The following is a 21,497-nucleotide window of genomic DNA, read 5'->3' as shown; positions in this document are numbered from 1 at the left end:
TTTCCGCAGGGTCGCATGATTCGCTTCCAGGCCCTTCGTTTTCCAGCAAGCTAATTCTTGTCGGCACTGCATCTTTCTCCCTCAACAATCGCCACCTCACCCCTTTGACTAAGCACCTTTATCGCCGGACGCCACAAAAAACCTCGATACCAGTGTGGCACTCGCCAGGACGATCAGTCCTGGCACTACCGGGATGCGATATCGCAGTGAAGACACAAAAACCATGTGCAAAAGTGTGAAATACACGGCGGGCAACACACATGTCATTGCTACCACGCGTTGTTTGGCCCACCGCAAGGCACCCACAATCGCCAGAACGAAGGTGAACACCGCGGCGACTGCCATTGTCAAATTCACCGGAAAGACATTGAAACCCGGATCGTTGGGCACGATATTCCAGAAGCGACGAAACTTCACGAATGCAAGCCGAAGGACAGCCGTAGGATTTTGGATTGCCCACGTCACGGCCTCGCGTTTCAGTTGTCGATCCAGTTCCAGTTCCCAGAACAGCGGATGAGCGTCAGGATATTGGCGTTGCACTTCCCTCAACTTATCAGGCACAAAATTCATGTTGCTGCTGCCGCTGGCCTGCGGGTTCCAACCGTCGTAGAGGCTTGCCCCCACTTGAGTGGTCGTCAGAATAACTTTCCCGGTCAGCCAGTAGTTCCGAAGCCACCATGGCAACATCACCAGGACAAACCCCACGACAATGCTTGCCCAGGCCCGCCAGGAAGGCAGGAGACGCCGCCAGACCAGGAGTTGGACGACCAGCAGAAAGGGAAGCCAAAGAAGGGCGCTGGGGCGAATCAGTGTGGCCAGCCCGAATGCAAGACCAGCACCTAACGAAGACCTCCAGGCACAGAGTTCACCGGAATCTCGCTGATTGCAACTGCGTGCAAGGAGATACATTCCCAGCACCCATGCCGGGGCGAAGCCTGCTTCGCTCAACACGGGGACCGACCCCAGAATCAACTCAGGGTGCAGAGCCGCCAAAATTCCCGCAATAATCCCCGTGTGCCTATTGAATAGTTCTTTCCCCCACAAACAAACTAACACGGCCGTCACAGCACCGAAAACGGCACCTTCAACGCGTGCAATCCAGATGGGTGGATCATCAAAAACGAGAAACAGGGGGGCCAGCATGAGGGGATATCCAGGCGTGCGGAAAATGGCCCCTGTGATCCCGTACCTGTAGGGCTCTCCTCGTGCGATCGTCCGCGCAAGATGCCAATAGCTTTCGCTATCACCAAAGATGAATCCGCCACCAAATCGCCATCCCCAGAGATAGACCGCCACCAGTCTCACGCCCAGGCCCAGCGAAAAGATTCCCGCTAACGTCCACGCGGAGATCCCATCTGAAGGCCCAAGTCCACCTCGGGATGGATCTAAGGCACTCAAACATCGGGCTGAATATAAGTATCCATCCATGGAATCGTCTAGCGTGTAAGATGCGAACTCTCCAGCACCCGTCAATGTGAGGAGAATGCCTTGACGCCCGTATGCTACAGGACCTCGTCGAGTGCGTCAACGCAGAACATTTGAAGAGTGGGCAAACTGTTGAGCGCAGACATATACGAAAACATAAGAAGTCTCCACAATTCTTTCAGGATGAACAAAACCAGCAATTCGCAGCGAATAAGCTAAACAGGAAAACTGGCGACTTCCGGTCTTATCGAGATTCCGGCCAGTGTTACCCTAAAAACCCTCCACAAAATGTGGTTCGGTGGACTCCCGCTGGGGACGAGCTGTCACGAATTTTGCCAGACAATGCTGTTATCTGTCCGTTATCCAAAAGTGCAGGGCGGTAATGGACAAGTGGCATTTCGGAGTTATACTCAATGCCAACTGACAGTGCTATCAGTGCATGAACCCGAAACGTGGAGGTTTCGTTGGCGTTGTCTTCCAGTAAGGAGGAACATTCTATGTCAACACAGTTGCCAGATTATGTTGCGAGCGCCCGTCCGGTGCCCAAGGATCAACGGACCCCCTGGTATGCAAGTACAGCGCCTACCTACGCAGGTATCTTCCTGTGGTTCGTTTTTTGGCATCAATTGCCCATGCTGGAAGAGCTTGCCAAAGGCAGTGGCATACCGCTTGCAGCAGGTGGCGCGCTCGCCCAGGGACTGGGGATTGCTATCCTGGCTCTCATCGTGTCCGCCCTGGTGTGTCACTACCTGTTTTATCTCATCCCGGGAAAGCTCGGTGTTCAGACGGGACTTCCCCTTTACATCGTGGGCACCTCCACGTACGGCGTACAGGGCGGATTCATCATGCCGGGATTTTTGATGGGGGTTCTGCAATTCGGATGGTTGGCGGTTAATGCATTTTTCACCACTCAATTGTTGTGTCAGCCGTTCGGGGCGGGACCGGGTTCGGTCGCTTTCTCCGTGGTTGCCATTGCTTTTGTGCTGCTGGCCACGCTGATCGGCATTAAGGGAATTCAATATGTGGGGCGTGTGGCCACTTATTTGCCCCTGTTGCCGCTTTCGATCTTGGTCATCCTCACCCTGGCATCGCTAGGCGGCGTCACCAAGATGGATCATACGCAGCTTGTGCAGGACGGTCAGACTCCGGTGAAGGTCACTGCCGATGGTGCCCTGGCGACAGACCAGGCGTCCGGTGCCAAAGAGGTCAAGGCTCATGATCCACTGACAGTCTGGGGCGTTTTCCTGGCGGTTGCCACTTACGTGGTCGGGTTTTTCGCCACAGCAGGAGCCGCGGGCGTCGATTTTGGCATGGGCAATCGGGATGAAAATGACGTCAAATGGGGCGGCCTGGTGGGAATTGCCGGGGCCATCATCTTGACCGGTGGGCTTTCGCTCGTGATCGCGGCCGGAGCGGTTGGGGCACAGCTCGCGGGGAAACCTCCCGTCCTGCAAACGACGTTGCTCATGGAAAAGCTTTCGCCCGTTCTCGGCGCAAAAACCCCTGCCGTTTTCTGGTATCTGCTTGCCATCGCGGCCTTCCCGCCCGCATGTTTCTCCAGTTTCATCGCGGCTAACAGTTTCAAAACCACGCTGCCCAAGGTCAATCCGTTCGTCTCCTGTGGCATTGGGGCCCTTTGCTCCATTGCTCTGGTGCTCTCTGGGTATGCTGGTAATGCCGTTAAGGTGTTCTCAGTGATCGGAGCGTCATTCGGTCCCGTATGCGGCGCGATGGCTGCCGACTACTTGCTCAGTGGCAACCGCTGGGCAGGACCGCGGGCAGGCTTCAATCCGGCAGGCTGGGTGTCCTGGATTTTGGGCTTTTGCGTTGGTGCGGCCAACCTGGTACTCAACACCAACATCATCCCGTGCCCACCGGTTGCTGCCTTTCTGGTAGGATTTGTAGTGTACCTCGTCCTTGCGTTTGCAGGACTGGAAAGCCGGACGCTCGAAATGCCTCGGGATGTGCACTGAACTCTAACGGCAGCCCGGCAAGTAAAATGCCGGCGCGCACCCGCAGGATAAAATTCGGGATCCAAGTTTTGTCAGTTAACCTGGGAGGGCCCCAAAAGGGCCCTCTTTTGGTAAACTGGTTGCACGGTGAGAAGTTTTCCTGGGAAACAGCGATCAGTGTCGTAGGGGATTGCCACACATGGACGGACATCGCTGCCAGCGCGACTGGTTGCGTCATGTGGTCCTTCCCCGACGGTGGGTCCGGGAGCTCGACCGAAGGGCCATCGAAGAATTTGGAATCCCAGGTCCGGTCCTCATGGAAAATGCCGGCCGGGGGGCCACCGACGTACTGGAACGCCTGGGAATCCATGGCCGCGTCGTCGTTTGCTGTGGGAAGGGTAATAACGCGGGGGACGGATTCGTGGTCGCCCGGCACCTCGATTTGCGAGGGTTCGATGTCCTCCTGTTACTGGCCTTTCCGGGAGAATCTCTTACAGGGGATGCCCTCCTCAATTACCAAATTGCCAACCGTGCCGGATTGCCGATGAAAGTACTGGGGATGGACCTGAGTAACGACGAATTGAAGCGCTGTCTCACGGAGGCCGAGTGGATCGTGGACGGACTGTTGGGCACGGGGGCTGTTGGAGATCCCCGGCCGCCGTTTGACGCCATCATTGAGGCAATCAACTTCGCCAGGGATGCAGGGGCCCGCGTTTTCGCCCTCGATCTTCCCAGTGGCTGGGACTGCGACAGCGGCGAACCAGGAAAGCCATGTGTTCGTGCGGATCATACGGTAACCTTCGCCGTAATGAAACCAGGTTTTCTGAAGCCCCATGCCGCGCCCTTTGTGGGCCAGGTGGAGGTGGTGGACATCGGGGTTCCGCGACGGCTGGTGCTGGAAGTGGCCGAGCAACATGCGCGGGGAGTTCCCAGCCCAGGATGACGTCAAGTGAGAGAAAGCCATGGGCGCCCCAACTCGACAATCAACTGAGAATTCCGACGAAACGGGGCTGATCATTCGTCCCGCTTCACGAGAAACTTTTCGGCTCAATCTATGGTTGCTGTGCAAGGACCTTCCGCCGGGCGATCGCGACGCCCAGGTCCAACGGCTTCTCGACCATCTCCGCAAATCGCCACCAGGCACCGCTGGGATCCTTCAGGCCCAACGCGGAAGCGATGTGGTGGGAGCCATTCTCTGGACGATGTATCCCGGCAGAACGGCGGTCATTTCCGCCCCGGGACTCCGCGAGAATGAACCTCTCAGCACGGCCGAGAAACTTTTCAAGGGGATAATCTCTAACTTGCGTAGCTCTCAAACACGCCTCATTTTTGCCAACCTTTCGGTGGACCAAACGATATTTCATGACCCATTAAAGAACACCGGATTCTCGCCTCTCGCACGGCTTCGCTATCTTCTCTCCCCGGCCCGCGATTTTCCACGCCAGCTTCCCTCTTCGGAGCTATCTTTCGTTCCCGTAACATCATGGAACGAGAAAGAATTCGCGGAAATTGTAGAAGAAACGTACGTGGGTACTCTTGATTGCCCTGAACTTAACGGAATTCGAGAAACCGAAGACGTGTTGGCCGGTTACCGCGCGGCGGGGGTCTATTGTCCCGACTTATGGTTTGTCATCACCCACGAGAATGAGCCGGTCGGGTGCCTGGTTCTCACCGATCATCCGGATTTTGACCAACTCGAGCTGGTCTACATGGGTCTGATTCCGCGATTTCGGGGACACGGATGGGGCAGGGAAGCGGTCCGTTACGCCCAGTGGATGGCGCAGATTCGGAAACGGAGCGGGCTACTGCTGGCCGTTGATACCCGAAACACACCGGCCATTCACGTGTACGAGTCGTTGGGAATGCAACCTCTTGAGGAACGCGACATCTTTCTGTTCGTTTTCAACGACGATCGCGGGGCGGCAGGTCCCGTCACCGGGTGACGCCGGATTGACACGGCAAGATCTCTTCAGTTCGCCACCGTTTCCGACGTCGCTGAGAGATTTCGCAATAAATCGTAACCTGATACCAGTCGATTAGTTACGACAAATACATCGAGCCTTGAAGCCCAATCGGACTTACTCCGTAACAATCTTTCCCCACGCCACGGTTGAGGGATAACCCTTTGAAAAGTTTTTGGACGGCGAAGACGTTTTGCGTTTTGCGGAGTGGTTCAGCCAACGAAAAATGACCACAGAAAATTCCGCTCGCCAACCCAGTTGTGGGGCTTTGACAGCAGTGCTGTCAGCGGTAGAATCACGCTCATCGGGTGACACACATGCAGGCTGAGGATGATGCGGTTCATCCCTCGTGCGCAACTCATCTGATTGCGCAGCCTGTTCAGCGTCAATCATATCGCACGATCGCTGAAATCATTGCGCTGAAGGTACGCGCAGCAGGAGCGGTGGAGCAGTGACCAGGGATGATAAGGAAGTCATATCGGCCCTCCGAAAGGTGTTGGCCGATAAGGTCGGATATGAACGCTATGCCTTGTGGTTCGGCCGACGTACGCGCTTCCTTTGGGATGGTGCCCAGCTTACGCTCCAGGTGGCCAACAGTTTTTATGTCGATTGGATTCGAACAGTCTTTCACGACGCAATCGAGGAAGCCTGCCAGGCGGTCTTCGGCAAAATCCCCCAGGTTCACTACGAGTGGAATGAGAATCTGAGTACTTCGGAAGAAGAAGAGCCCGTGCTTGCCAGGCCGACCACTCGTCCGGGCAAGGGCAGTACTCGGTCATCTGCCGCCGCAACTAAGAGGGCCACTTCACGCGAAAGCTTATCCTCTCACACTCAGACGTTTTCGCTGGAAGACCTGCCCCTCTTTGCTCATTTAGCGCACGCCCGTGAGTGTTCCGCGGAGAATGACGCCTCATGCGCTGAGTGCATTACCTCCGATTCACTTACCGCGCCAAAGCCGATTCTGTCAGCGGTGGGGAGTCGGGAAACAGCTGGCACCCTGGAAGCGCTCAATGATGCGAGCCACAAACCTTGCGGTTTCGCACCGCATATCGCAGGCGAAGCACCAGCCGATCCCAGCGATGATGAGATCGAACCTACGTGCGACGGCTGCGACTCGTCAGGCGATTTTCTTCGCGTCCTCCCTCACACGACGGTCGAAGCACCTGATGGCCGTGAGGCGAATGGCAACACGAAGGAAAAACGGGAAGAACCACTGGACGCCACGCATGTCCATGGCACCCAGGGTCGCCCCAATTCCGCCGGTTCGGAACCGCGTGCCGTGAATCGCGCCAACGCACTGGGCCTTGGCGATCTGGAAACCTTTGTGGTGGGAGATTGTAACCGACTAGCATATGCGGCTGCCGAGACGGTCACCCGAAAATTGGGGAGTTATTCCCCGCTGGTGATCCACGGACCAAGCGGTGTCGGCAAAACACATCTTCTGGAAGGTATTTGGAAGACAGTTAAAAAACGGAATCCACGCGTCGCCGCGCTCTATCTTTCTGCCGAGCAATTCACGAGTGCTTACGTGGAGGCCCTTCAATCGGGAACGATCCCGGTTTTTCGTCAGAAATACCGGGGCGTCCAGCTCCTTATTTTGGATGACCTTCAGTTTTTCGGGGGCAAGCGACAGACGCAAATCGAACTTCTCTACACACTTGACACGTTGATGAAAAATGGCTGTCAGGTCGTGTGTGCCGCGGACCGACCGCCCTCGGAACTTCGTGAATTGACACCTGAGCTACGCAGCAGACTGGAAAGTGGGATCGTCTGTCGTATCGATCCGCCGGACTTTGCCACGCGGGTGAAAATCGTTGAGAATTTCTGCCTCGCGACCAATTTTTCCCTGGATCGCGAAGTCCAGCAGTGGATTGCTGAATCGTTTGCCCGAAGCGTTCGTCAGATCATTGGTGCCCTCCGACGTTTGGAAGCCGCTGCGAGGGCCCTCAAGCGGGTACCCGATCGGCAGCTTGCCGGAGAAATCCTTTCCGACCTTCTGCCCGAAGGTACCAAGCAGGTGACGCTCGCCGATATCGAGAGGGAGGTCTGCCGAGCTTTTGCCCTTCCTCCCGGCACGCTTCAGAGTGACCGGAAAGATCGCATCGTCACGCAGCCACGTATGCTGGCCATGTGGCTCGCTCGCAAATGCACAAGGGCCAATCTTTCGGAGATTGGTCGATTTTTCGGACGACGCAGTCACGCGACCGTGATCTCGGCCCAAAAGCGTGTGGAGGAATGGCTTTCGGGCCAAGAGGCCATGGCCTCTTCAGAAGGCCAGCGACCTCTTCGCGAAACAATTCGTGAGATTGAACGTCGTCTTCGCGCAGGATAATCGATTTTGCGTTCACATGAACGGCGATCCCAGATCCTTGTCGTACTGCCACGCCGCCGCGCCATATTTGACGCCATATCTGACGTAGCTTCCAACTGATTCATCGCCACTTACTTCCTGCGGGAAAGCGCCAGGGACCGCGAAAACGCCCTGAGCAGGAGCGAGATTCAGCCCGGCACGAGTTACTTGTCCTCTCCCTGTTTCCACCTTGGATAGTCCACACCAACTACCGGCCTCCGCCTGTTTATTTTTAAAGGTGCGGAGGCAATTCATGAATGACCCTTAAATACCAAAGTGGGGATGGCTCAGAGCTTCCGAGCATTGCTTGCCCAGTCGGTCGGGTTATACTATCCGCAGACAAACAAAGGGCGTCGATCGCGCCGCAAAGTTCCAAAGAGTCCCGTTGACGCACTCGACGCAGGCATCGCTAAGGAACCGGGAGGTTCACCCATGGCCCTCCGAATGACTCGCCGAAGCTGGCTCAAACAGTCACTCGCAACAGGCGCTGCATGGTACATTCTGCATTCCACCAGGGTAGCTTTCTCGTACGAGGCGAACGAAAAAGTGGCCTACGCTGCTGTGGGACTTGGAAAGCGAGGAAGTTACCTTGCGCCCACCTTTGCCCGAATTGGAGCGACGCCCGTCGCGTTGTGCGACGCTAACACAGAGCAGCTAGGAAAGCTTGCGGAGAAACTGCCGGGAGCTGCCTTGTATCAGGATTTCAGAAAAATGTTTGATGAAAAAGGCAGCCAGATTGACGCAGTGGTCGTGGCAACACCGGACCATACGCATGCGGTCGTTTCGGCAGCAGCTCTTCATCTCAATAAGCACGTCTATTGTGAAAAGCCCATCAGTCATGATGTTCGGGAGGCACGCATCCTGCGCGACCTGGCCAATCAGAAGGGGGTCGCAACCCAAATGGGCAATCAGGGGATGGCTACCGATTCATTTCGCCGTGTCCTCGAACTGCTGGAGGACGGCATGATTGGGGACATCCGGGAAGTACACGTGTGGTTTGTATTTGGGGGAAGCGGCCCACGCGTTCCTCCGAAAGATCAGCCACCAGTTCCCGAACATTTGAACTGGGATCTCTGGTTGGGGCCAGCAGCGGAGCGGCCGTATCATCCACAGTATGTCTCAGGATGGGGTGGCTGGTGGGACTTTGGCACGGGATGCCTGGGTGGAGGTGGGTCGCATTCGCTCAACCTGGCGTTCAAGGCGCTGAAACTTCGAGAATTATGGGATCCTCCTGCAAGCTCTGGCAAACGAATTCGCATTGAGAGCGAGATTCCCGAGAAGGCTCCTCATGGCTTTCCTCGCTGGCAGTTCGTGCGGTTTTATATTCCCGCGAGATCTTCCCAGCCTCCCGCGATCATCCACTGGTACAACGCCGACGAGGATGAACTGCGACGGCAGGGTGTGTGGAGAAAACTCCAGGAGATTGCAGGTCGAGATCTGGAATGGAAGGATAGGAGCTGGACGCCCCGTTCCGGCACCCTGCTGGTGGGTGAGAAAGGCGTCGTCCACACCAATGCTCACAATTCGGTGTGCCAGATTTTACCCATCGAGAAGTTTCCCGAACAAACGGAGCCACCGCAGCGTTATCCGAGGGTAAGGGGCCACGAATACGAGTGGCTCGACGCGTGTCGCGGCACGGGCCGGCCGTTTTCCAACTTCGATCACGCAGGTCCAGTCATTGAATTGCTTTTGGCGGCCAACGTGGCCGGTCGATTCGACGAACCCCTGGAATATGATCCCGTCGCCTGCCGCATCGTGGGCAACGACGAAGCGGACGCGCTTCTTCGCCCGCCCTACCGCAAGGGATGGACGCTGTGATGCTCTCTCCCGTCATCGAGAAGCTGTCCACACGGACGAGAAAAACTTTAGGCTCAGGCTTGTCACTATCTCCTGAACAGCAAGGCACTCGCCCGGCCTGTTTGAAGAGACTGGGCGTCACTGGTCGATTCCGAATCGGCGCAAGACAACAATCTTTCCCTGCCCGGTTTGATGACAGGGGCGGATGTAACCTCCATACCACATTTTTGGCAAGTCAGCGGGTAACGTCGCCAGGGGAAGTATAGCGCATCCCCGACCGACATCGGCATTTCCTTCGACCGCGTCAGCCCACGCCCCGTTTGCCAGGGTTTCACACCGTTTCGCCCGGGTCTCCTCACCGATCCCAGAGCTGCGCACTATTACGACAAAAACCACACGACGGACTGCGCGCTTTATATTGAGAGCTTCAGCCTGCGGGGAAATTGAATCCGCCGTGTGAAGAATGGCGCAATTTGTCCGCCAAATGAAACTGTTTTTTCTATTTGGCCTTGAAATCCGCTATTTATTGGCTTCGTCTTCCCCCATCAGATATCTGACCCGGCGTGCCACTTCCCCCGGTGCATTAAACCAGGCGGCCGAGCGCAACGGTGTCAGATCAAACTTCAGCCGGGATGGCCCATCCTTGAGAAGCACAACCGTGTTCAAAATCAGGTTGGCCTCCACGGGATCGTCAGTCTTTTGGAGGATGTCCATCAAGAATGGTCGCGGATCTCCCTCGCCCGTCAGCCCCAGAAACTCGGCCGCCCGCATTCGCACCAATCTGTCGGGATCGCTCGCCGCCATTTTGCGGATGGAATCGGCCAGTGCCCGAGCTTCTTTCCCGAACGCACTACACGTGATGACGGCCCAATACCGCTCCAGAGGATCGTCCGCTTGTAATGCTTTTTCCAACATCGGGACAACCTCCGGGAAGGGCCGAAGCTGCCAGTCAGCAATTTCAACCAGTCGTGCTATGCGCTGTTTATTGTGCTGGCAGTAGGAGTAACCATCACCCTGGCTTTCCCGCACGAACACGGGTTCGGGAATAAAACCGAGATCTGGCAGTCCAGTCACCCAATCGTGCATCGTCGTTCGAATGTCTGCGAGGACCTCGGCGTAGTGCGAATCATTCGCCAGATTAACGGTTTCATGGGGATTCTTTTCTATATCGAAAAGGCACTCGGGCGGTTTTGGTTCAAAAAACGCTCTTTGTACCGGGTTGAGCTGTCCCTTCTGATAAAGATCCCACCATTCTCGGTAGGCGGCCTGCTTATTACGATACTCATTGTAGAGGCCGTCAAAGTTGAAAGGTTGATAATTTCGCCAGTAAGTATATTTGCCCTTTCGCAGAAAACGGACGAGATCATATTTTTCATCAAAGCGATCGGCGTAGCCGAAGGCCTGGTTCCTCTGATTGAGTTCTTCCAGTGTGACACCGGGTCCCAAGAATGGTTTACCGTCCATTCCCTCCGGGATCGGCACGCCGGCGAGGTTGAGTACCGTGGGCCCCAGATCAACGAATTGAACGACCCCATCCACCTGGGAGCCACGCGGTGCAGGGACCAGGTGCTGCCAATTTTTGGGAACATACACAATCAAAGCAACGTGCAATCCGTCCTCTCGGGCATACCCCTTGCTGCCGGGCAGGACCCCGCCATTATCACCAAACTGAAAGATGAACGTATCATCGAGTAGTCCATCCTTTTCGAGCTGCCGAATAAAATCGCCGATTTGCCAATCGACCTCGCGCTGCAGATCCAGATAATGCGCGTATTTATTTCTAAAAAGGGGCGTATCGGGATGGTAGGGAAACAAATCAACGGAGTTGGGATCCGTTTCGAGCTCGGAATTGTCTTTATTGGGGAATAACTGACTCTCGTGGGTTCGGCCGAAGTTTTGAACATGAAAAAATGGTTGGCCCGGTCGCCGGTTACGGTAGCTGGCCCGCGGCGAAGATTCGTCCCAGACATCCGCCTTTTCGGAAGGGGCAAAATTATAATCCTCCTTGCTGTTATTCGTCGTATAGTAGCCGGCCTGCCGCAGATACCAGGGAAACATATGGAGGCCCGGGGGAAGCTTCACTGGCAGGATTTTCCTGTGCCACTGAGCTCCTAACCGCGGCGCGTAACAACCAGAAATGAGGGTACTTCGGGCTGGCGAACAAACGGGTGAGCATGAATAAACATTATTAAAAACAATTCCCTCTTTCGCCAAACGTTCCACGTTGGGCATCGGTGCCCCTGCCGGATCATAGAGCCGATACCAGCATGCGGCGTTGTCCTCTGTAGTCAGCCACACGATATTCGGTCGCGGCGCAGCCCCAAATGCCAAAGTGGCCACCGCACACAGGCCCAAACCAACGGCCACCACTCCCTCCAACAATACGAGCACTTTGGGACGCGCCATTTTGCCGATCTCCTCCGTACCAGGTGCAACCAACGCTACGTCCGCAATCCTTAGGGGTCCAGCTTATCCCTGAGACACCGCTCCTCACAACACTTGCTCTCAGGGTAGATACGAGGGATTATTCTTTTTCGGTAGCCGCAAGATATTGGGCCAGTACACTGATATTTCTGATGAAGGTTCGCGTGGTGATAATCCGGTCCCCCGCTACGTCTTTTCCGCTTGTTTTGAGATTTCCCTTTTCGACCCAACGTCCCTGGTCATCCATTTCTTTCAGGATGCGCTCCACAGTTTGCACGAGGGCGGAAGAGAGAACAGGGGCAGGAGATTTTAGCCCCAGCGACGGTTGAGGACCCGTTCGCCGTGCATGTTCATACATCTGCCGGATAGTCCCAATATGATTGTCTATTTTAAAGGCATAGTGTGTGGGAACGTCTGCGTCACTGTAGGTTAATTGATAATCCCGCGTGAAATAGAGCGGCCGATTCGTTTTCAATTCATAGAATCGTGCCAACTTTCCATCCGGAAGCGTAGACCGTTCAAGATAGGCAAGAGCCCGGGGAATAGGATCGAGGAAGCGGGGTTCGGCAAGCTCGTGAAAGGCCAGAATGAGTGTCTGCAAAACACCCTGCGATTCGCCACCGGATATAGCCGGGGGCTCGAACTTCCGTGCCCAGCACGGACGCATCTGCGCGTCGTACTGCTGCGCCCAAGCTGGTTGCGGGTCTGGCATCTGGACTTTCAGGAGAAACTCTACCGCTCGTTGGGCTGCCGCCCGGTATTTTTCGTCTCCGTAAATTCGCCAGGCCAAAAGCATTGTCTTCAGGGCCTCGTTATGGACGTTATCATTGAGGGTGTAGCAATCGTAGTAAGGTTTGCCCGGCCACTGACGCGGCCAGTCCTCGGGGTAGGAAGCGGGCACGTCCGGATAATCCTCAAGGCGAGGCAGTTCCCTAAATCGCTGAGGCCAACCTCCGTTAGGACGCTGCACCGCCAGGAGCGAATTCAGCCCGTAAAGAACCGCCTCGTGCACCTGTTTATCGGCCATCCCCGTTGTGCGGTCGAACTCCATGAGGAACCTTAGCGCCGATTGTGTCGTATCATCGTCCAGCGTCGATACGTTCCGTGCTTTTTCGCCGCCATTCGGCGGTTGACGGTAACGGCAATTCCTCCGCAGTTCGGGCGAAAATTCGATCCGATAATCCCATCCCCCCGAAACAAGCTGGCCTTTCACGAGTGCATGGGCCGTGCGGGTCGCCGCTTGCAAACACGTCGGCTCCTTTGTGAGGCGATACGCGACAAGGAACGCCATTCCCACACTCGGAGTGCCCGGCGGTTGTACCCAGGCCGTCGAGGGTAACGCGGGGGCTTCACCTTCCCGAAAGCGCAAATCCTCGGAGTAAGCCCAGAGGTAACCCCCTTCTACCGACACTTTCTCGTCGAAGAATCGGACTGCCTGGACAAGGGCATCATGAGCTTTTCTGGGAAGGTCTAGCTCCTGCCCTGTGATTTCAATTGCGTAACTGCGTCTGGAAAAGGCGTAAAGCCCAATGGCGATTCCTATCTGCTGGCAGAATTCGCGACGTCGCACAGGATGCCTCCCCCATGCCTGATACCGAGATTTGTCTTCGGGTTTGTCATGGATGCGTACCGCCTCGATCGCCTCCGGCGGGCATCCACATTGAAGACTCGCAAGGTCCATCCCAAACTCACAGCCGGGGCGAGGTTCCGCGTCCCCAACCCCGGCTGCCGGTCATTATTCAGCCGTCACTGAAACGGTGATGAAGACAATCAAATAAATTTGGTGATGCCCGGAATCGCCACGGGATAGCGACCGTTCTCGTCCGGGACGATGGGCGGTGTCGCGTCCCACGTGTATGCCGACGGGGCAAGCACCTCCTTGGAATTGATCGCCTCTTCCCAGGTGATTCTCTGCCCTGTGTACGTGGCCATCCGCCCCATAATGGCCATCATCGTGCTGCGGGCCATGTACACGCCGTTGTTGATCGGTTCACCCTTGCGGATCGCGGAGAAGAGTGCGCGGTGTTCTTCAACATACATATTCGGACTTTCGCCCTGATATTTCCAGGACTGTTCTCCGTCGATTCGCCATTGATTGAGAATGATTGCCCGGCCTTTTGTGCCGAAGACGTGATCTGTTGTGTCGTTCCAGCAATTGGCGTGCTGACGGCAATAGGAGTAGACGCGAACTCCGTTGGGGTATTCATAGCAGACCGCGTGGTGGTCGTAGATGTTGCCGTAACGGGGCATCTCTGTTCTTACCTGGCGTCCCCCCATCCCCCAAGCCACGGCCGGCGGCTCATCGTGCATCACCCAGAGGGCTTTATCCAGACTGTGGATGTGCTGTTCCACATTGTGGTCCCCGGAAAGCCAGGTGAAGCAGTACCAGTTTCGCAATTGAAATTGCATTTCCGTCAACTTGGGATCACGATCGCGTCCACCGATATGACCTGTGTTGTAAGTTTCCTGAATCGCGATGATGTCACCCACCGCTCCGTCCTGAATTCGCTTGACCGTCTCGATAGTTGCCCGGTGGTAACGCCAGCACAGTCCTGAGACGATACAAAGCCCTTTCTGCCGTGCCAGTTCTGTGCTTTCAAGAACGGAACGATAACCGGCGGCATCCACCGCCACAGGCTTTTCTGCGAAGACGTGCTTTCCGGCTTCTATCGCGGCTTTGAGATGAATGGGGCGGAAATGCGGTGGCTCGCACAAGAGAACCACGTCCACACCCGCTGCGATGGCACTCTTGTAAGCCTCGAAGCCGACGAAGGAAGTTTCGGGAGTCACCTTGACGCGATCAGGAAACTGCTTTTTCAAGGCCGCGAGGCTGCCCTTCAAACGGTCTTCAAAAGCATCTGCCATGGCTACGAGGACAGTTCTTGGATCCGCCTCCAGGGCATTGGCCGCCGCTCCCGTTCCACGGCCACCGCATCCGATGAGGGCGATCTTCAAAATCGGATCCTCTCCCGCCGCATGGGCCATGCGGGCGATCGAGACACCGGTCAGCGCGGCGCCTGTCACCAACCCGGTCGTTTTCAGAAAATCTCTTCGAGTGGAGGCAGACGGCTTCGTTGTTCCGCGACATGCTTGCTGTGAACGTGTCATGACGAACTCCTTCCTTCAAAAACCGGAACTGACGCTTCTGCGTTTGCAGGGGGACACGACGTAACGCTACAACGGATGTGTGGAACACTCTGGCGAGAATTGTGCAACCCGAATTCGCCCCTTATCTTATTTCGAACCCCCTCAAGGAACAAGCATCCGGCCGTAATTGGCTTAACTCGGTGAGAGGAGTCAACGCAGACGCGAAACGAAACGGACAAGCTGCGCGTCGAGGGCTTCAAAATTCCCTAAGATTTCCGTGAACTCGCGGATTCGTTCTTCTGGGGAGTCATAAACCAGGGGCGGCTTTTCTCGCAGCCGCTTGAGGTATTCCAAAAAAGCGCTTCGTTTCTGCTGGAGCAGGAAATACGTCAAGGCCCAGGCTTCGGCGTACGCGTCCAAGGCGGTTTCCGTGCTCTGGAAGCGTGCATTGTCGCGAATGAGCGTTATCAGCGAATCATCTGGCCTTCTGGCAAGATAACTGCGAAAACGGTCCAGCCGGGATTGATTGACGGCTCCCACCGTGGACCAGCCGCGGGCGCTTCGCAGATCGGGGGTCTCAAAGAACATGGCCAGCCCCTCCGCCACCCACTGAGGCGTATCGGTCCAGCGGCACGTGATTCCACAGTTGTTGGCCAGTTGATGAGTCGCCTCATGGACGACCGTGGCAATGCTTTGCCGCACGTTGGGGTTTTGCACAAATCGCGCGATCTGGGCTGCGGTGGCGGTCCCGCCGCTCCCGGTCAGGTCATACATCGTGACGACGTTGGTCACCAGGTTGTAGTGACCCTGAATTTTCTCGATGCCATCGCCCACCTCAGCCCGACAATGCGCCACGTACTGCTCCCGAGTTGAAAAAATAATCACCACAAGGGGAAACTCCGGTTTCTCAATGGTGACCCCCTTGTTGGCAAAATACGCGGTAAAACCAGCGTAAAGTCTTTCCAACAGACTGCCACACCAGCGGGCATAATCGCGAGAGGTATTATGCAAAATCAGGTAGTGGGCAGTTTGATACATTTCAAAGCCGGAGGGTAATTGCTTCAGCCACCACCGCGCGACCTCTTCCGGATCTGCTGGCTTGAATTCCGCAGAGTCGCGGGAGACGGAGACGATCTCGGCCGGCGCAAGGGGAAGCAACCGCCCTTCCGGCGTGAGCAAGAGAATTCCGCCATCCACAGCCTGAACAAGAATTCGGCCATGATAGGTGAGGACGCTCTCGCCCTCTTTGACTTGCACAATGTCCAGCGAATAGCCGACAGCGGAAAAGCTCCCCGGGGACAGCAACAGGACTACTGCGAGCCAATAGACGGCAACTTTCGAAAAGTTGGCTGATTGAGAGACACGTGTTACCACACTCATCCGATCAGCACCCATTTAAAATGGGAGGCGTCTCAGTAAATGTCCTCTCCGCTCAATTGTTCCTCTACTCGATCGGCTTGCCATGCGAGGGCGGGGAGTATTCGGGCGACATCGAAAACGGTCATCGTCGCGGCCGGAACGGTGGTCTGGAGAATGATGACTTCCTGACCATCCAGCTTGTCGTACGCAAAAGCTCCGATGGCCAATTGGGCATTGAATCGCAAGAGAGCGACAGCGTTTTTTTCTGTGGCCGGACCACACACCGACCAAAAACGTACCACCTGCCCACCAGTGGACTGTGGCTGATAAACACCACACCAGACAATTTGCTTGCGGAGATTTCCCACAGGAACGAGCACTTTCAGTTTGTCCGCCGTCTCTTCCACCTGATAGCCGGACCGCGATGCAAATTCCCGGACCAACGCGATGGGATCGCTGGTGGCCTCAGCCGCGTCTTTTTCTGGTTGCTGCACCGTCTGTGCACCTCCCGACATGACCGAATTACCGACGGCACCTGCGGCCAGGGGGGAAGTTGACGGTGTCGAAACGGGCATCGCCGAAGGCGGTGCGCCCGGACTAGGGGAAACGGCGCTGTCCCGCATCGCTTCGCGAATCATCGCAGGCAACATCATGCCGAAGCCGGCACCATAGCCCATCCCCATGGCGCTGCTGCCCTCACCCTGTCCCTCAGCGAGCTTTCCCAAACTCTGGGCAATTTGGAACTTTAAATAGGCATCCAGATTGCCGATAACCCCCATGCCGCTGCGGGCGTCGATCATACGTTGCACTTCCTCGGGCGGAGTTATGGCGTTAATGAAAAAGTCTACAATCTCCAGACCGTACTTGGCGAAATCTTCTGCCACTTTGGCTTTCGCCCCAGCCGCCAGTTCGTCATACCGCGAGGGAAGATCAAGCACGCTGACGTTGAGGGTGCCCAGAAAATCAGTGAGACGAGCAACGATGAGATCTTTTAAGAAATTCGTAGCCTCCTCGGTCGTAAACTTGCCTTGTGTCCCAACAAGCGTGTTGATGAGAACGACAGAATCCCTCACCCGGAATGAAAACTTGCCGAAACTCCGTAGACGGACCATTCCAAGCTGCGGGTCACGATAGACAATAGGTTGGCGGGTCCCCCATTTCTGATCCAGAAACGTTTGCTTACCGACAAAATAAACGGAACATTGAAAAGGGGATTTCTCCCAGGGAATTGTCAGCAGTCGAGTTATCAGGGGGACATTGGCCGTTGTGAGTGTGTAGCGTCCCGGCCCGAATCGGTCCAGGGCCTTGCCGTCACGAAAAAAGACGGCTTCCTGATTTTCATAGACAATGAGCTGTGCCCCCAATTTGATATCCGCCGATCCTTCCGGAGGAATGCGCTGAATCAGCGAACGGTTTGTCTCGTCGAAGAACTGGATGACTTCCAGGCGCACGCCCATTGAACAATCTCCTCAGTCAATTCTTGCGAGATAACACGCCCGCCTCGGTAATTTCGGTTGCGCGGAAAACCTTTTTAACTTCTCGCGTGCCAATCTCATGAGGCGTGGACAATTCATGAGTCCTGACTCATCGCCACTTATCGCAGACCAGCGAGAATCTCTTCGCGGGCATCCCAGAGGTGGTGGAACTGTTGGAGCGAAGCGACCACCTCGTCGATTGCGCAGGATAGGTCAGAGGGGCATTTGGGCAAGCGCTCGATGGCCGTTGCCAGTTCCTCCACCTTCTCTGCGAGGGACACATCATATTCATAGACACGATCGAGCACCGCTTCGTCGATTCTGACAAGGTCAAAGAAACCGCTATAGCCCTCCATCGCCCCCCGGACGCGCGCGATGAGATGATCGATCCGGCTGCGGACCTGATCCAGCTTGGCGAGTTGGTCCACGTGTCCTCCTTCGGCCAGTAACCCCATCAGATTGTCAATGGCCCGCTTGGCCCGCTCCAGGCGACCTGCCAGCCATTCACGCTGGAGGTTGTCGCTTTCTCGACGGTACTCCTTTTCCAAGTATCCGCGGAATCCCGGCACGTATCTGAGGATGGTCTCGACCCAATTGCGTCTTTTCGTATGATCGGCAGGTTCAATCATGACACTCGCTCCTTCCCTTTGCGCCCAATGGACCGTAAACCACCCTGCGATAAACATCCGTAGGTCGAGACCACTCGAGGAACATGCGCAGGGGATGGCCATTACCACCTGTTATCATATCACATCCCCATTCGGAGGGCGAATGGTCGCCGCCAATTTGGCAACGCTCTTCCGAGATTATCCTAATTCACGTCCGTTCGCCGGCCCAGCGCGAGTCTTTTCGAACGGATTCCCAGGGAGCCGGCCTCGAGACACAGTCAGGCCAGCGGTTCTGAGGATCACGGCGCACATTGACCTGGTTTTGGCCCCTCCATCAAAAAGGAAGCAAAATAAACCTTGGCAAACTGAACCGAATTGGGTAAGTATTCTCCGAGGGTATCTGGGTGGTTGTTTCGGGCGAGAGGGATTCTTGGGCCGTACGGCGGGCACTTTAGGCGCTGATGGAGGAAGCATCCGCAAGTCATGTCAGCAAGGGCGTCTGCGGACAGGGATACCGTCGGCCCCCTGCTTGTCGACAATTTGTCGGACGTCGTCAGGCATGGACGGAAAACCCTTGACCTCGCGCTGTGGCAGACCCGTTCATGTGTGTCTCCCTATCCAAACTGGAAAATCATCTGATGAGGCGTAACAAGCCACGAACGCCTGCGCTCACAAAATACTGCGTCTTTGGTGGAGTGCTGATCATGCTTGTGCTAGCCGCAGGCTGTAGCGGCTCGAACAGCTTTTTGCGAAAGAAGAAAACATCGCAGGATATTCCACTGCCTCCAGGAATCGTCGCCCCGCGGGAGAAGCTTCAAAACTGGCAAAAGCTGGTCAAAAGCGCGACAAGTCCAAGCGCCAAATCAAACGTAGCCCGACAATTGGAAGAAGCCTTTCTTAAGGAGGACGACCCACAATTGAGAGCCGAGCTTCTTCGTCTCATGGGGCAGTTGAACCTGCCACCGAGCGACACACTTGTGGAACGTGCCAAGAGCGACGAGGAGCCAAGCGTACGGATCCAATTGTGCCATCTCCTTGCCAAAAGTCCCTCTGGTTCCGCGGTGTCCGTGCTGTCTGAGTTAGCCCTCAACGACCGGGATCAGGACGTTCGCCAGGCGGCAATCAAGGCGCTGGGCCGACTCCACGATCCCAGGGCGAACCAAGTTCTAGCTCAACTTCTCCGCAATCGCGATCCGGCCATCCAGTACCTTGCCGTGCAATCCCTCAAACAAACCACCGGCAAGGACTTTGGCATGGACCTCAAACAATGGGAAGCGTATGTTTACGGCGGCACCCCAGCCGGAGAAAGCCAGCCCGCCTTGGCGGAAAAAGCTTCTCCGCGGTACTAACCACTGGCTGCGCTGAGTATCCTGGCGTTCCACTTGCAAACAAGGTGTGTGGCTCATCAATTTAGTCTGGTAGAAAGTGCTATGGCTTAAAGTTTGGCTTTTTGAGGATTTGTGCCGGCCTCTGGTAAAGTGGGACGCCCTGTCTGGTCGTCATCGCCGTTTTGCATCACAATATGTGTTTTAACCCCGGGGTAGGGAAGGGCCTTAGAGCGGCCGCATGCGCTGCGTAGGTTCGTATTCGAGGGGAGGTCCACTCAGGACCTTCTCGCTGCTGACAGGTGTTGGGTGGAGAAGCTCCGGGAGGTCGAGACCCGAATAAAGCGTTTGAGGGCATGTCCTGAAGTCACAAGAAAGGATGGAACAATGAGCTCCACGATTATTGACATTGTTGGTCGGCAGATTCTGGATAGTCGCGGGAACCCGACGGTCGAGGTGGACGTGCTCCTCGAGGACGGCTCGTTCGGTCGGGCGGCGGTTCCCAGCGGAGCCAGCACGGGTACGCGGGAGGCGTTGGAACTCCGCGATGGTGATAGCACTAAATACCTCGGCAAGGGGGTGACCCAGGCGGTTCGTAACATCAATGAGAAGCTGGCCGACGAAATCTGCGGTATGGACGCCCTGGACCAGGCCGCCATCGACAAACTGATGATCGAACTGGACGGTACGGAGAACAAGAGTCAATTGGGCGCCAATGCCATCCTCGGGGTCTCTCTGGCCGTGGCCAAGGCCGCTGCCCAATTCTGCAATCTTCCCCTCTACCGCTACCTGGGGGGAGTCGGCGCCCGAATCCTTCCGGCGCCGATGATGAACATCCTGAACGGAGGAGCTCACGCGGATAACGACGTCGATATCCAGGAATTCATGGTCATGCCCCTGGGCTTTGACAGCTTTCAGGAGGCAATCCGGTGCGGCTGCGAAATATTCCACAATTTGCGTAAGGTTCTAAAAGCCCGCGGTTTGTCAACGAACGTTGGTGACGAAGGGGGCTTCGCTCCCGATTTGAAGAGTAACGAGGAGGCCCTCGAGTGCATTCGTGAAGCGATTGAGAAGGCCGGATACGAACTCGGCAAGCAGGTGTTTATCGCTCTCGACCTGGCAGCCAGCGAACTGGCCGTTGAGGGCAAGAAGGGCGTCTACAAGATTGGGGGCAAAGAGATGTCTGCTCAGGCGGTCATCGAAATGCTTGACTCCTGGATCGACAAGTACTCGATTTGTTCCATCGAAGACGCTTGCGCCGAAGATGACTGGGACGGGTGGGCACTCCTCACCGAGCGGTTAGGCCAAAAGGTCCAGATCGTCGGGGATGATGTGTTCGTGACCAACACCAAGATCTTCCAAAAGGGTATCGAATCGGGGGTTGCGAACAGCATCCTCATCAAACTCAACCAAATCGGGACGTTGACGGAAACCTTGGAATGCATCGACATGGCACGTCGGGCGGGTTACACGTTCGTCATCAGCCACCGCAGTGGCGAGACGGAGGACACCACCATTGCTGACCTCGCCGTGGCCACTGGATCGGCACAAATCAAGACCGGGTCTGCATCTAGAACCGACCGGATTGCCAAGTACAATCAGTTACTGCGGATCGAAGAGGAACTTGGTTCCGGGGCGATCTACGGCGGCAAGTTGTTTCCCCGTAAAAGGAAATAGCTTCTCGCCCGCTGCACTTTTGTGCGGTGGCTAGGAAGCAAATCCGTATTTGGGGCC

General features: G+C 55.9%; 15 protein-coding genes. 7 read left to right on the top strand and 8 right to left on the bottom strand.

Annotation, left to right across the window (positions count from 1 at the left end; genetic code table 11):
- Positions 1-108: 108 nt before the first annotated feature.
- Entirely contained in the window at positions 109-1,428 is a 1,320-nt protein-coding gene (locus THTE_RS07675; RefSeq protein ID WP_095414878.1) for an ArnT family glycosyltransferase, read from the bottom strand.
- A gap of 494 nt (positions 1,429-1,922) precedes the next feature.
- Between THTE_RS07675 and THTE_RS07670 the strand changes: the two genes are divergently transcribed.
- From THTE_RS07670 to THTE_RS07650, 4 genes are all read left to right on the top strand, one after another.
- On the top strand, positions 1,923-3,398 hold the full coding sequence (locus THTE_RS07670) for a purine-cytosine permease family protein (RefSeq protein ID WP_095414877.1): 1,476 nt from the start codon (positions 1,923-1,925) through the stop codon (positions 3,396-3,398).
- 178 nt (positions 3,399-3,576) lie between these two features.
- Complete coding sequence (locus THTE_RS07665) at positions 3,577-4,320, top strand: NAD(P)H-hydrate epimerase (RefSeq protein ID WP_095414876.1); 744 nt, start codon at positions 3,577-3,579, stop codon at positions 4,318-4,320.
- Positions 4,321-4,339: 19 nt separating this feature from the next.
- Positions 4,340-5,320 (top strand): GNAT family N-acetyltransferase, encoded by a 981-nt coding sequence (locus THTE_RS07660; protein WP_095414875.1) that lies wholly within the window; start codon positions 4,340-4,342, stop codon positions 5,318-5,320.
- 469 nt (positions 5,321-5,789) lie between these two features.
- Positions 5,790-7,670, top strand: a complete 1,881-nt coding sequence (locus THTE_RS07650) for a chromosomal replication initiator protein DnaA (RefSeq protein WP_095414873.1) — start codon at positions 5,790-5,792, stop codon at positions 7,668-7,670.
- Between the two features lie 12 nt (positions 7,671-7,682).
- Here the strand turns inward: THTE_RS07650 and THTE_RS17935 are convergent, their stop codons facing one another.
- Complete coding sequence (locus THTE_RS17935) at positions 7,683-7,943, bottom strand: hypothetical protein (protein WP_157731914.1); 261 nt, start codon at positions 7,941-7,943, stop codon at positions 7,683-7,685.
- Between the two features lie 177 nt (positions 7,944-8,120).
- On the opposite strand from THTE_RS17935, the gene THTE_RS07645 reads away from it, so the two are divergent.
- Positions 8,121-9,506, top strand: coding sequence for a Gfo/Idh/MocA family protein (locus tag THTE_RS07645; RefSeq protein WP_157731912.1), 1,386 nt, complete (start codon positions 8,121-8,123; stop codon positions 9,504-9,506).
- Between the two features lie 498 nt (positions 9,507-10,004).
- Here the strand turns inward: THTE_RS07645 and THTE_RS07640 are convergent, their stop codons facing one another.
- The 6 genes from THTE_RS07640 to THTE_RS07615 form a co-directional block, all read right to left on the bottom strand.
- Positions 10,005-11,891, bottom strand: coding sequence for a sulfatase-like hydrolase/transferase (locus THTE_RS07640; protein ID WP_095414871.1), 1,887 nt, complete (start codon positions 11,889-11,891; stop codon positions 10,005-10,007).
- Between the two features lie 118 nt (positions 11,892-12,009).
- Positions 12,010-13,590, bottom strand: coding sequence for a pectate lyase (locus tag THTE_RS07635; RefSeq protein ID WP_095414870.1), 1,581 nt, complete (start codon positions 13,588-13,590; stop codon positions 12,010-12,012).
- An 89-nt stretch (positions 13,591-13,679) separates the two neighbouring features.
- Positions 13,680-15,017 carry a Gfo/Idh/MocA family protein gene (locus THTE_RS07630; RefSeq protein WP_095414869.1) on the bottom strand — a complete coding sequence of 446 codons (1,338 nt, stop codon included), beginning with the start codon at positions 15,015-15,017 and terminating at the stop codon, positions 13,680-13,682.
- 189 nt (positions 15,018-15,206) lie between these two features.
- Positions 15,207-16,376: a DUF1570 domain-containing protein gene (locus THTE_RS07625; RefSeq protein WP_157731910.1), complete on the bottom strand. Its 1,170-nt coding sequence runs from the start codon at positions 16,374-16,376 to the stop codon at positions 15,207-15,209.
- Positions 16,377-16,408: 32 nt separating this feature from the next.
- Positions 16,409-17,812 (bottom strand): SPFH domain-containing protein, encoded by a 1,404-nt coding sequence (locus tag THTE_RS07620; RefSeq protein WP_095414867.1) that lies wholly within the window; start codon positions 17,810-17,812, stop codon positions 16,409-16,411.
- Positions 17,813-17,949: 137 nt separating this feature from the next.
- The gene (locus THTE_RS07615; RefSeq protein ID WP_095414866.1) at positions 17,950-18,459 is read right to left on the bottom strand and encodes a hypothetical protein; all 510 of its coding nucleotides are present in this window, start codon (positions 18,457-18,459) and stop codon (positions 17,950-17,952) included.
- A gap of 683 nt (positions 18,460-19,142) precedes the next feature.
- On the opposite strand from THTE_RS07615, the gene THTE_RS07610 reads away from it, so the two are divergent.
- Both THTE_RS07610 and eno read left to right on the top strand, forming a co-directional pair.
- The gene (locus THTE_RS07610) at positions 19,143-19,787 is read left to right on the top strand and encodes a HEAT repeat domain-containing protein (RefSeq protein WP_157731908.1); all 645 of its coding nucleotides are present in this window, start codon (positions 19,143-19,145) and stop codon (positions 19,785-19,787) included.
- 363 nt (positions 19,788-20,150) lie between these two features.
- Positions 20,151-21,440 (top strand): phosphopyruvate hydratase, encoded by a 1,290-nt coding sequence (gene eno, locus THTE_RS07605; protein ID WP_095414864.1) that lies wholly within the window; start codon positions 20,151-20,153, stop codon positions 21,438-21,440.
- Positions 21,441-21,497: the final 57 nt, after the last annotated feature.

Source organism: Thermogutta terrifontis, from assembly GCF_002277955.1.
Lineage (GTDB): Bacteria > Planctomycetota > Planctomycetia > Pirellulales > Thermoguttaceae > Thermogutta > Thermogutta terrifontis.
This window is presented reverse-complemented; position numbering and strand designations above follow the sequence as displayed.